Source organism: Sorangium sp. So ce836 (genome assembly GCF_028553905.1).
Lineage (GTDB): Bacteria > Myxococcota_A > Polyangia > Polyangiales > Polyangiaceae > Sorangium > Sorangium cellulosum_D.
Genome location: NZ_CP102233.1, coordinates 11,315,407 through 11,326,328, shown reverse-complemented (window position 1 = coordinate 11,326,328; position 10,922 = coordinate 11,315,407). Strand labels below are relative to the sequence as shown.

Genomic DNA, 10,922 nt, shown 5'->3' with positions numbered 1-10,922 from the left:
TATGGCAGTGGACTTTGTTATTCAAGCCAGCAACCCGCGTACACTTCGAGCGCATGATCAAGATGACTCAAGCCTGTCGGATGCTATTCAAACGGTGTTTCCTATGGAAACAGAGCGGGCAATATTGGTATGGAACCACGTATACCTGCCCCTGTCCTACAAATACGACATCAGCTTGATGGTTGACGATATCGTCAAAATTTGTGAAGACATGTTGTTGATGAACCATGGAACACGGCTCGTGCACTGGCCCTCGAACACCTTTGCCGCCGTTTGGGATATTGCATGGGAACCGATGGTGGTATCTGTTGAAGCTCAGTGGAGCCGCGTGATCGGCTCTACGGAATCGATCTTGGCATGCAGGCCGAGGATTTCGATTTCAAGAGAAGATTTTCTTGCCGAGTGGAAAGCGCCGCTCGATGTGGTTCTCGTGGCCCTCGAAACGGCAGGTTACACGCCGAAGCAGATAGCTGAGCTTCACCGCTTGAAAACCGTGGTTGCACAGCTGCCGCAGTATGGTCATCTGTACCGCAACGACGATGCGTCTCGCGGGTAAGCCAGAACGGGCAGGAGCTGTCGCGCGTGCTCTACGACGGCGACGGCGAGCGGCGGGTGCACCTGCACCGCATCAGCGGCGAGGAGGAGACAGCCTACCACGACCAGCACCTGACGCTGCGGGACGGGCGGTTCATCACCAAGCACATCTACGCGGGGCAGACGCGCATCGCGAGCAAGATGGATCCGGACTGGTTCCGGGATCCGCCGACGATCTACTACCACCCGGACCACCTGGGCAGCACCAGCTTCGCGTCGAACAACGAGCAGGCGCTGACGCAGCGGGACGAGTACTTCCCGACCGGGGAGCTGTGGATCGACGCGTCGGACTCGCGGTACGAGCTGCGGCGAGCGTACGTGTTCACCGGCAAGGAGCTCGACCAGGCGACGGGGCTCTACTACTTCGGGGCGCGGTACTACGACCCGCGGATCAACGTGTGGCTGAGCCCGGATCCGATCCTGGACGAGTACATGGCGGGAGGGCCGGGCGCGGGGGTGTTCAACCCGGGGAACCTCGGGCTGTACAGCTATGCGCTGAACAACCCGGTCAATCTGCTCGATCCCGATGGGCGGCAAGCGCAAGGGGGGCACCGGAACTTCCCGCCCGGCGGGGCTGGGATGGGGGGCTGCCGGAGCCCGAGCTGCTGGACCGGGCCCGAGGGCGCTCGCTTTCACCAGATGATGCAGATGCAGCGCATGGCGGAGCAGCGGGCGCAGGGCAAGACGCCCGTCAGCCCGGCGGCGGCTCCTCCTCGGACGGTGCGCATGGGCGGCGTGAACCAGCAGCCGGTGCCGCCGCCGCGGCCTGCGGGCCAGCAGCAGGCGACGCGGCAGCCGGCGCAGGCAGCGCAGCCGGCGAAGCCCCCGCAGGCGGCACAGCCGGCGAAGCCACCCCAGCCAGCACAGCCGGGGCAGATGGCCGCGAAACCGCAGTCATCATCTGCAGGAGCCGCCAAGGGGGGACCGACCCGGCCCCTACCCGAGTTAAAGGTCGACAGCATTCAATTCGGAAAAAAAGTAGGCAAACATGCCAAGGATTTCGGGCTCGACGCAGGCAACCCAGCTCATCGCCAATGGGTTCGAGAGCGAATCAACACGGTAGTTCAGCAGTACGACGAAGTCCGTCAGGGACCGTGGAGCCCACGAGGTGGCGGAGGTAACGACTTCCTGTTTTTTAGGAAAGGTACCGACCTCGTGATCACCAAGCCGAGCGGCGAGTTTGTGACGATCTTTCCAGGAGGTCAGTCGAATGAGTGGTTCAAAGGCGCTTCCCCTCGCTAACCTTAAGTCGCTATGTGGAAAGCGACTTCGTCGAGTTGCGAGGATACTGTTCGAGCATGGCGGACAGATTGAGCCAGGCGACGGTCCGCTTGAACTCTACTTGGACGACGGAACCGTAGTTCTTTTTGACGGATCGGCGGACGGTGAGGGTCTTCGTGTTCAATATGCGCCATGGGTGGACCCATTCGAGCCACCGATTTCCGATGAAAACCGCGAATACATAGAGCAAAGCGGAAAGTGGAGTAGGGTCGAACAGTCGAGTATTCCGATGTTTGTTGGCATGCTCGGTGCGATTATCTCCTCTGTGACGATCTTGGAGAACGAGTTCGGTAGAGAAGCCGGAGTCCAGCTCTGTGCTGGGGGAACGGCCCTCTGGTTCGTAGTCGCAGGCGACGAGTGCCACGTCTATTGGGAGCAACCGATCGGATTCAGAAGAAGTGCCAGGTACGCTCAGTAGGTGCCGCGTCGCCCAATCGTGGCCATCCAGCGCAGCTCGGATTGAACGACGGTCGTAACGAGCTCGGATGGGACGACCTGGACGGCGCCGGAACGGTCGATCACGTGCTGAAGGCATGCGTACGACGCGGCGGGCAACCTGGAGCAGGCGCGGAACGAGGCGCCGTACGACCAGGAGATGCCAGGCTCGGTGCTGGTCGGGCCGACGACGCACGATTACGGGTACGACGACCTCTACCAGCTGATCTCGGCGAGCGGGACGTACCAGGACCGGAGGGACTGGCAGTACCGGTACCGGCTGTCGTTCGACTTCGACGAGATCGGCAACATCCTGACGAAGGACCAGGCGAGCTACCGGTTCGTGCCGGATGGCAGCGGCGGATGGCGCGAGGACCACGCGATCCGGGAGCAGACGTACCGGTCGGTGTACCAGTACACGGGACCGCAGCCGCACGCGCCCAGGCACATCGACGAGCACCTCGTGGCGGAGTCGATGCCGTGGCCGCGGGTGATGAGCTACGACGCCAGCGGCAACCAGACGGGTTGGGTCTACCGGGACGCGACGCGGCGCACGACGGAATGGAACGAAGAGAACCGCGTCTCGCGGGTGAGCCAGAACGGGCAGGAGCTGTCGCGCGTGCTCTACGACGGCGAGGGCGAGCGGCGGGTGCACCTGCACCGTAGCCGCTCCGCTGACCGCGTCTTTCCCCTGGCCAGATTCGGTTGCACGCTACGCGACGCCAGATGAGGGCCGTGCCCTCGCCGAGCGAAGAGGAGCGAGCGATGCCAGGAAGCAGGGAGCTGGTACAGCTGCGTGCAGAGCTGTCGAGGTATCGAGAGCAGAAGAGCCGTGGGAAATTCCCGAGCGAGCTGCGGGAGCGAGCCGAGGCCTACGCCAAGGCGCGCTCCCGCTCGGGGGCAACACCGACCGAGATCGCCACGGAGCTCGGTGTCCACAAGATGACTGCCGACCGATGGGTGGCTGACGGTGAGCGCGCAGACGAGGGTGCGTCGCCAAGAGCCCCCAAGGCGGCTCAGCAGATTCCGTTCCTACCCGTCGTGGTGCGCCCGGAGCGCCGCGAGGCGCCGCCTTTGCGGCTCAACGTCGCGTTTGCCGACGGGACGCGGATGCAGGTATGTGGGATAGGCGCGCGCGAGCTCGTGGAAGCACTCGAAGCGTTGCGGAGGGGACGGTGACCCCCGCGACTATAGCCGTCTATCTGGCGGTCGGTCCAGTGGACTTGCGTGGTGCGTTCGACCGGCTCGCCGCGATCACCCGGCAAGTGCTGTGCCTGGACCCGGCCAGCGGCGCGCTGTTCTTGTTCCTCAACAGGAGGCGTAACCGGCTCAAAGCCCTTTGGTGGGATCGCAATGGATACACGATCTTGTATAAGCGTCTCTCGAAGGGTGCATTTGCTCTGCCTTCGTTCACCGAGGCCGACGGCAGGTGTATCGAGCTGTCAGCACAGGACTTCGCGCAGCTGCTCGCCGGTCTGCCTGTAGAAGAGCTGGCAAGCCGCCGCCGGCTGGTCCACTGAGGCGTCTGCGCCGGCGCTCGTTCACCGCGCTGCCGGCGCCAGCGCGGCCCGATGGCGGCCGGCGCAGCCGGATGCGGAGATGGAGCAGGGCGCGCGCTGCATCGCGCCCGAAGACCTCGCGAGAGCGCGCCGCCGATGGCGCACCATGGCGGCCCTGCATTCCCGCCTTCGACGAGAAATTCTCATCGAAAACAGCGAATTTTCGCTGCATAAGGTACTTGTCAAGAGCAAGCGCAGGGGGCATCCATGGCGCGCCTTGACCTCGACGACACGCCCCGGTGAGACCGCGCTGCCGCAGTCGACGGAGGCAGAGCGCCTTGACGGCGCGGCGCTCGTGCTCGGCTATCTCCAGGCCAGGGGACAAGGACAGGGGAGCCCCGCCGGCCCCGCGTCGGTGGTCGACGCGCTGCTCCGGCGGGTGCAGGAGCTCGAGGCGAGGCTGGCCGAGCTCTCGACGGCGGAGCAGCAGGCCCAAGAGCTCGCTCGCACCGTCGCGTCGCTCAAGGCGTACAATCAACAGCTGCAGGAGACGATTCGGACCCTGGAGATCGGATTCCGGCGCCACGTCTCCGAGCAGGTCTCGCCTGACCAGCTGCGGCTTTCGCTGGCCGGAGAGCCAGATGCCTGTCCGGCTCCGACTTCGTCGCAGGCCGAGAGCGTCGACGCCGCGCCCGAAGTGGACCCGGGCGAGGCCAGCGGCCCGCCGCCGGGCTCCGCGAGCCCACCGGAGCACGCGGGGACGGCAGAATCCTCCTCCGGCTCCGATCCCGGAGGTGGCAAGCCAGTCAAGCGCCACGAGCACGGGCGCCGCCGCATCGGTGTCATTCCGAGGGTGATCATCGAGTCGCTGCCGCAGGAGGTGCTGCTCAAAGGCCTCGAGCGCTTCGAGCGTGTGGGCGCCGAAGACAGCTCGAGCATCGGCTACCGGCGTGGCGGCCTCCTCGAGCTCGTCACGCGTCGCCTCAAGTACGTGGCCAAGGCGGAGGCACCGGCGGCGAGCAGCGCAGCTGAAGAGGCGCCGGCTCCTTCGCCAGCCGCCGGGCCGGCCTTGAATCACGAGCGCGGCGAGCCGCTCGTCGTGCGGGAGCACGAGCTCCTGGGGATCCCCGCGGACACGTCCTTCAAGCAAAGCCCCTTCGTCGACGGCGTCCTTGTACGCTACACGCCCGAGTCGGACGCTGCGGAGGACAGCGGACCGGTGAAGATCGCGTCGCTGCCGGAGCGCCCGATCGACAGGTGCCTTGCCGATCCGAGCCTCTTGGCCCACCTGTTCGTCCACAAGCTCGACTACCACACGCCCTACTACCGGCAAGAGGTGGAGTCGGATCGCCACGGCTTCCGCATCGGCCGCGGCAACATGACCCGCTGGCAGTACGATTGTGGTGGCATCGCGATGCGCATCGCCGATGCTATCTGGAGCGACGCGCTCTCGAGGTCGTGGTTCGCCATGGATGCGACGGGCACCGCCATCCGGGCCAAGGACAAGCACCGCTATGGGCATGTCTTCGTCCTGGTCGCGCCGGGCGATGGGGTGCTGTTCCGCTATACACCGACGTACGACGGGCCCACCGTCGCGAAGCTCTTCGGCGGCTACCAGGGGACGCTCGTCGCCGACGCCTCGGCCAACCACAACGTGCTGTTCGGGCCGGGCAAGGCGCGTGAGGCCGGCTGCTGGAGCCATGCACGAAGGCGCTTCTTCAAGGCGTTCAAGGCCGGGGCGGGCAAGGAGGCGGCGTTCGCGCTCCAGACCCTCCAGGCGCTCTTCCGCGTCGAGCAGGAATGCGCCCTGTGCAGCCCGGACGAGCGCCTCGAGATCCGGCAGCGCAAGTCCGCACCGCTGATTGAGAAGCTCTTCGCCTGGGTCGAGGCGCAGCGGCAGGTCGTCCCCGAGCATTCGCCGTTGCGCGAAGGGCTGGTCTATCTGCACAACCAGAGGGAGGCGCTCTGCGAGTTCCTCTCCAACGGGGAGATCCCCATCCACAACAATGCCTCCGAGAGGGCTCTGCGCCGCGTCGTCAAGGGACGGCGCAACTGGCTCTTCCACGGCAGCGACGAGCACGCTGTCCGGTCTTGTGCCATCACGTCGCTCATCGCGACTTGCCAGATGCACGGGTTCGACCCCGAGCTCTACTTGCAGGAGATCCTGACCGTGGCTCCGAGCTATCCGCTCAGTCGCATCCTCGACCTGAGTCCCAAGAACTGGGTCGCGACGCGACAACGCCTCATCGCCGAAGGGCGGCTCAAGTACCTGGACCTGGCTCGGATCACCGGCTCGCGGCTCGCCTTCCGCGACCGCTGATCGCGCCGCGTCGCCCGCATCCGCCGCGCCCACAGCGCTCGTCGCGTCCGGAGCGGTCGAGGCCGGCGCGCGTCCTTTCCGCGCCGAGGTGCGTCGGCTCGTCGAGCCGGTGCTGTCGTCGCTTCGCCCGGCCGCCGTCGAGCTCGTCGTGGCGGGGCGCCTCCGGGTCGCTTCGCTTCGGCGCTGCTTGTCCGCGCCTCGGGTCGGCCGCCGTCCGCCCTCCTGCTCCGCGGACGGCTGGGCGGCGCTCTTGCGGCGCCCCACGCCTGCGGGCTCGGCTGCTCCCGCGCGCTCTTCCTGGCCGGCCGCGCGACGCGGGCGCCCCTTCGCGCGGGCGGGGACGTCCTCGCGGCCTTGCCACGCGACATGCGGCGCGGACAGCTTCAGCACCGCCGTCATCAGGCTCGGGACTTCGACGCCTGCGTCCCCGCTCCGTCGCTCCGTCATCGCACCGCGACTCTACGCACGGGGCCGCCTTCCACAAGCTCGCTTCAGAACGCGCTCTGCGGAGCGGCTACCCTGCACCGCATCAGCGGCGAGGAGGAGACGGCCTACCACGACCAGCACCTGACGCTGCGGGACGGGCGGTTCATCACCAAGCACATCTATGCGGGGCAGACGCGCATCGCGAGCAAGATGGATCCGGACTGGTTCCGGGACCCGCCGACGATCTACTACCACCCGGACCACCTGGGCAGCACGAGCTTCGCGTCGAACAACGAGCAGACGCTGACGCAGCGGGACGAGTACTTCCCGACGGGCGAGCTGTGGATCGACGCGTCGGACTCGCGGTACGAGCTGCGGCGGGCGTACGTGTTCACGGGCAAGGAGCTCGACCAGGCGACGGGGCTCTATTACTTCGGGGCGCGGTACTACGACCCACGGATCAACGTGTGGCTGAGCCCGGATCCGATCCTGGACGAGTACATGGCGGGAGGGCCGGGCGCGGGGGTGTTCAACCCGGGGAACCTCGGGCTGTACAGCTATGCGCTGAACAACCCGGTCAATCTGCTCGATCCCGATGGGCGGCAAGCGCAAGGGGGGCACCGGAACTTCCCGCCCGGCGGGGCTGGGATGGGGGGCTGCCGGAGCCCGAGCTGCTGGACCGGGCCCGAGGGCGCTCGCTTTCACCAGATGATGAAGATGCAGCGCATGGCGGAGCAGCGGGCGCAGGGCAAGACGCCCACAAGCCCGGCGGCGGCTCCTCCTCGGACGGCGCGCATGGGCGGCGTGAACCAGCAGCCGGTGCCGCCGCCGCGGCCTGCGGGCCAGCAGCAAGCGGCGCCGCAGCCGGCGCAGGCAGCGCAGCCGGCGAAGCCCCCGCAGGCGGCACAGCCGGCGAAGCCGCCGGAGCCGACGAAACCCGCTGGTCCCAGCGCTTCGACAGGATCTCGGCAAGCCTCCAGCGCGAAGCTTGTGGATCGGGCAAGAGCTGCGCGCGACGCGAAGGCTGCGGAGGTTGGAGGCTTGCGCTCACCTGCCCGGCCGGCGACAGTCACCGGCGGGTACAACAAAGAAACGGGAAAGTCGAAACAGGATGCTCAGGCGGCGGCCTCTGCGCCGAACAGCGTGTTGTCGAGGCACTCGGAGGAGATCCAAGCAAAGTAAAATTCACAGAAGCCGTGCGCCCACGAGCTGACGGACCTCCGTACAAGCAGGTTCCAGTGTGCACAAAATGTGAATCTCGATACGGTCGCGGCGCGTTTCCAGAGGGAACCCAATTCAAGAGTGATCAAGGGAAATGACATGATATGGGAGATTGAGCGCCATGATTGGTCAAACCTACGTGCTGAAGGCAGTGCATCTCAGATACCGCATGCCATCCGAGAGCTTCAGGCTGCCGCCACGGAATCGGAGGCGCTAGCTGCATACTGGAAGATCGATAATACGATTGTCGTACAGGGACAGGTTTACCAGGCGGCCCTTGCCGCGGTGCCATGCCTGTTAGGTGTTCTTCTGCGATGCCCCGATGCTGCTCGTCGGCATGTGCTAGAGCTCCTCGTCCAGATCGGCAGCGGAGAGGTGGCGGCGTGCGAGATCGAGCTTGGTGAGGCAGATCTTGTTCAGCGATGCTTGCGAGAAATCGCTAGAGGTTTGCCAATCTATGTCGATATAATTGAGCACGCGGCAAATGCTGATGAGTGCGCGTTTTGCGTTGATCTTTTGGGTCTCTCATGTGGGGTCGATCACGGTCTTCGAGAGAGGGTATTGTGGTACTTCGAGCGGGTTCGTGTTAATGCCTCGTTCGAGGGGGCACAGAGACTGATTCGTAGCTGGATGGAGGAGCTGAATTCATAGTTCGGTCATTCTGATTGACTTCGATGTCGGCCCATCGATCGCACTCCGATGGACGGGGTGGTGAGTTCTACTCCTTCGGGCGGCTGCTGCCGATCAAGTTTCCCGGCTCCGAGGCGGAGGTGGTGACGTACGGCTACGACCGAGGCGGCCTGGTCGGGTCGGCGGTCGGGACGAACACCCAGCCGAACCCGCAGCATCCGGACGAGCCGGCGACGACGCAGTACCTGCTGCACATCGGCTACGACGAGTTCGAGCAACGGGTGCGCGTGGTGCACGGCAACGGCATCGCGACGTCGTACAAGTACTTCGAGAAGTCGCGGCGGCTTCAGGAGATCAACGCCGATCACCGCGACCGGTTCCTCGTGGAACGAGGGTTGCCGGCGAGGCCGTTCCAGAGGATGCGGTATGCGTACGACGCGGCGGGCAACCTGGAGCAGGCGCGGAACGAGGCGCCGTACGACCAGGAGATGCCAGGCGCGGTGCTGGTCGGGCCGACGACGCACGATTACGGGTACGACGACCTCTACCAGCTGATCTCGGCGAGCGGGACGTACCAGGACCGGAGGGATTGGCAGTACCGGTACCGGCTGTCGTTCGACTTCGACGAGATCGGCAACATCCTGACGAAGGACCAGGCGAGCTACCGGTTCGTGCCGGATGGGAGCGGAGGATGGCGCGAGGATCATGCGATCCGGGAGCAGACGTACCGGTCGGTGTACCAGTACACCGGACCGCAGCCGCACGCGCCCAGGCACATCGACGAGCACCTCGTGGCGGAGTCGATGCCGTGGCCGCGGGTGATGAGCTACGACGCCAGCGGCAACCAGACCGGCTGGGTCTACCGGGACGCGACGCGGCGCACGACGGAATGGAACGAGGAGAACCGCGTCTCGCGGGTGAGCCAGAACGGGCAGGAGCTGTCACTTTGGGGCAGGGGATCGGACCGGGAACGCTCTTCTCCCATGATGAGGCCTGACCATCCACGGAAGCGCCTCCCTCACGGGGCGTGAGCGCGAAGAAGGGACGAGCGCGTTCCTGAGCCTGTTTGGTTACAACCCCCCGCCGCCGGCCCCTCCGCGGCCCTACGCCGCCTTCAGCGCCGCCGTGCAGTGCCCGCAGCGCACCGCCTTGATGGGGATGGTCATCGCGCACTCGGGGCACTCCTTGGTCGTCGCGGCCTCCTCGTGCTTTCTCTGGAGCTTCCCCATCAGCTGCATCAGCAGGAACACGCAGAAGGCGATGATGAAGAAGCTCACCAGGTTGTTGATGACCTGGCCATATTGAAGGAGGACCGCGCCCGCCTTCACCATCTCGTCGGGGTTCGCGTAGGGGCCGGGCCCGCTCGGCGCCTTCAGGACGATGTAGTGCCGGCTGAAGTCGATGCCGCCCGTCACCAGGCCTATCGGCGGCATGATCAGGTGATCGACGAGGGACTTGACGATGTTGCCGAACGCCGCGCCGATCACGACGCCGACCGCCATGTCGACGACGTTGCCACGAATCGCAAACTTCTTGAAATCATCCCAGAACATCGCTCACCTCCCATCGCCGAGGGCACCGGCTCGCACTGGCGACTCCGGCTCGGTCACCGCTTTATCGCAACTTCGGCGCTGCCAACAGCCTCCCTGTCCACGCCGTCCACGCGGCCGGCGCCGCCGAGCACAAACGGTGCCACCGAGCTCGTCCGTGCGCTCATCGCCTCCCGGCCCCAGAGCCCGCCGTCAGCCCCCTCTACCGCACCCGCCGCCTCGCCCCACCCCCCTGCAGAGCCGCCACACTCCTCGCCCCACCCTCCACCCCCCCGCCGATTTCTCACACACCGGTTCCCCGATCCCGCCTCGCCTCTCTAGGATGCCCCCCGGAGGACCCACCCCTACCATGGACCCCGATACCGAGGCCGCCCTGCGCTACCGCGCGAAAGCCGAGCTGCGGAAGCGCGCCCGGGCGGTCCGCAACTCCATCCCCCGCGACGCCATCCTCGAGCGCTCCCGCCGCATCGTCCGCGCCCTCGCCGAGCTCCCGGCGGTCGTCGCCGCCCGGCGCGTGGCGCTCTTCTGCCCGATCGAGGACCGCAACGAGGTCGACCTCCGCGAGCTCGACCCGCTCCTGCGCGCCCGCGGCGTCCAGGTCGCGTACCCCGCCATCGACCCCGAGTCGCGCGCGATGACCTTCCGCTTCGTCGCCGACCCCGAGGCCATGCAGGAGCGCGGCCTCGGCTTCCGCGAGCCCGACCCCGCCGACGAGGAGGCCGCCGCGCTCGACGTCATCGTCGTCCCCGCCCTCCAGATCGACGCCCGCGGCCACCGGATCGGCTACGGCGCCGGCTACTACGACAGCACCCTGCCGCGCTTCTGCCCCCCGGCGCACGCCGTCGGCGTCGCCTTCGACTTCCAGCTCATCGCCGAGGTGCCCTCGACCGACGGCGACGTCCCGCTCGGGACCATCGTGACCGACGCCCGCGTGCTCGCCGCCGAGCCCGCCTAGGATGCCCAACG

General features: G+C 66.4%; 12 protein-coding genes. 10 read left to right on the top strand and 2 right to left on the bottom strand.

The features are described 5' to 3' along the window. Nucleotide 1 precedes the first annotated feature (1 nt). The 8 genes from NQZ70_RS41345 (at nucleotide 2) to NQZ70_RS41310 (ending at nucleotide 7,737) form a co-directional block, all read left to right on the top strand. Nucleotides 2-556 (top strand): hypothetical protein, encoded by a 555-nt coding sequence (locus NQZ70_RS41345; protein ID WP_129579128.1) that lies wholly within the window; start codon nucleotides 2-4, stop codon nucleotides 554-556. Between the two features lie 26 nt (nucleotides 557-582). Continuing rightward, nucleotides 583-1,836 (top strand): RHS repeat domain-containing protein, encoded by a 1,254-nt coding sequence (locus NQZ70_RS41340; protein ID WP_129579127.1) that lies wholly within the window; start codon nucleotides 583-585, stop codon nucleotides 1,834-1,836. Then, nucleotides 1,805-2,293, top strand: coding sequence for a hypothetical protein (locus NQZ70_RS41335; RefSeq protein ID WP_129579126.1), 489 nt, complete (start codon nucleotides 1,805-1,807; stop codon nucleotides 2,291-2,293). Before NQZ70_RS41340 ends, NQZ70_RS41335 begins: the two co-directional genes overlap by 32 nt. A gap of 177 nt (nucleotides 2,294-2,470) precedes the next feature. Next, nucleotides 2,471-3,040 carry a hypothetical protein gene (locus NQZ70_RS41330; RefSeq protein ID WP_129579125.1) on the top strand — a complete coding sequence of 190 codons (570 nt, stop codon included), beginning with the start codon at nucleotides 2,471-2,473 and terminating at the stop codon, nucleotides 3,038-3,040. 35 nt (nucleotides 3,041-3,075) lie between these two features. Further along, a complete protein-coding gene (locus NQZ70_RS41325; RefSeq protein WP_129572567.1) occupies nucleotides 3,076-3,489 on the top strand; it encodes a helix-turn-helix domain-containing protein in 414 nt (137 codons plus the stop codon). Next, on the top strand, nucleotides 3,486-3,830 hold the full coding sequence (tnpB, locus tag NQZ70_RS41320) for an IS66 family insertion sequence element accessory protein TnpB (RefSeq protein ID WP_165373740.1): 345 nt from the start codon (nucleotides 3,486-3,488) through the stop codon (nucleotides 3,828-3,830). Before NQZ70_RS41325 ends, tnpB begins: the two co-directional genes overlap by 4 nt. A gap of 256 nt (nucleotides 3,831-4,086) precedes the next feature. Further along, nucleotides 4,087-6,129, top strand: coding sequence for an IS66 family transposase (gene tnpC, locus NQZ70_RS41315; RefSeq protein ID WP_165373741.1), 2,043 nt, complete (start codon nucleotides 4,087-4,089; stop codon nucleotides 6,127-6,129). A 366-nt stretch (nucleotides 6,130-6,495) separates the two neighbouring features. Beyond that, nucleotides 6,496-7,737 carry an RHS repeat domain-containing protein gene (locus NQZ70_RS41310; protein WP_129579124.1) on the top strand — a complete coding sequence of 414 codons (1,242 nt, stop codon included), beginning with the start codon at nucleotides 6,496-6,498 and terminating at the stop codon, nucleotides 7,735-7,737. Nucleotides 7,738-8,118: 381 nt separating this feature from the next. On the opposite strand, the gene NQZ70_RS41305 is transcribed toward NQZ70_RS41310, so the two are convergent. After that, on the bottom strand, nucleotides 8,119-8,253 hold the full coding sequence (locus NQZ70_RS41305; protein WP_257792744.1) for a hypothetical protein: 135 nt from the start codon (nucleotides 8,251-8,253) through the stop codon (nucleotides 8,119-8,121). A 197-nt stretch (nucleotides 8,254-8,450) separates the two neighbouring features. Between NQZ70_RS41305 and NQZ70_RS41300 the strand changes: the two genes are divergently transcribed. Further along, nucleotides 8,451-9,437, top strand: a complete 987-nt coding sequence (locus NQZ70_RS41300) for a hypothetical protein (RefSeq protein WP_129579123.1) — start codon at nucleotides 8,451-8,453, stop codon at nucleotides 9,435-9,437. A 72-nt stretch (nucleotides 9,438-9,509) separates the two neighbouring features. Here the strand turns inward: NQZ70_RS41300 and mscL are convergent, their stop codons facing one another. Beyond that, nucleotides 9,510-9,959 carry a large conductance mechanosensitive channel protein MscL gene (gene mscL / locus NQZ70_RS41295; protein WP_129579122.1) on the bottom strand — a complete coding sequence of 150 codons (450 nt, stop codon included), beginning with the start codon at nucleotides 9,957-9,959 and terminating at the stop codon, nucleotides 9,510-9,512. 346 nt (nucleotides 9,960-10,305) lie between these two features. On the opposite strand from mscL, the gene NQZ70_RS41290 reads away from it, so the two are divergent. After that, nucleotides 10,306-10,911, top strand: a complete 606-nt coding sequence (locus NQZ70_RS41290) for a 5-formyltetrahydrofolate cyclo-ligase (RefSeq protein WP_129579121.1) — start codon at nucleotides 10,306-10,308, stop codon at nucleotides 10,909-10,911. The last annotated feature ends 11 nt before the right edge of the window (nucleotides 10,912-10,922 follow it).

Bases quoted from the DNA above. Each gene is read 5' to 3' on its own strand.
- NQZ70_RS41345 (WP_129579128.1), top strand. From the start codon at position 2: ATGGCAGTGGACTTTGTTATTCAAGCCAGCAACCCGCGTACACTTCGA.
- NQZ70_RS41335 (WP_129579126.1), top strand. From the start codon at position 1,805: ATGAGTGGTTCAAAGGCGCTTCCCCTCGCTAACCTTAAGTCGCTATGT.
- NQZ70_RS41330 (WP_129579125.1), top strand. From the start codon at position 2,471: ATGCCAGGCTCGGTGCTGGTCGGGCCGACGACGCACGATTACGGGTAC.
- NQZ70_RS41325 (WP_129572567.1), top strand. From the start codon at position 3,076: ATGCCAGGAAGCAGGGAGCTGGTACAGCTGCGTGCAGAGCTGTCGAGG.
- NQZ70_RS41310 (WP_129579124.1), top strand. From the start codon at position 6,496: ATGCGGCGCGGACAGCTTCAGCACCGCCGTCATCAGGCTCGGGACTTC.
- NQZ70_RS41300 (WP_129579123.1), top strand. From the start codon at position 8,451: ATGTCGGCCCATCGATCGCACTCCGATGGACGGGGTGGTGAGTTCTAC.
- mscL (WP_129579122.1), bottom strand. From the start codon at position 9,959: ATGTTCTGGGATGATTTCAAGAAGTTTGCGATTCGTGGCAACGTCGTC.
- NQZ70_RS41290 (WP_129579121.1), top strand. From the start codon at position 10,306: ATGGACCCCGATACCGAGGCCGCCCTGCGCTACCGCGCGAAAGCCGAG.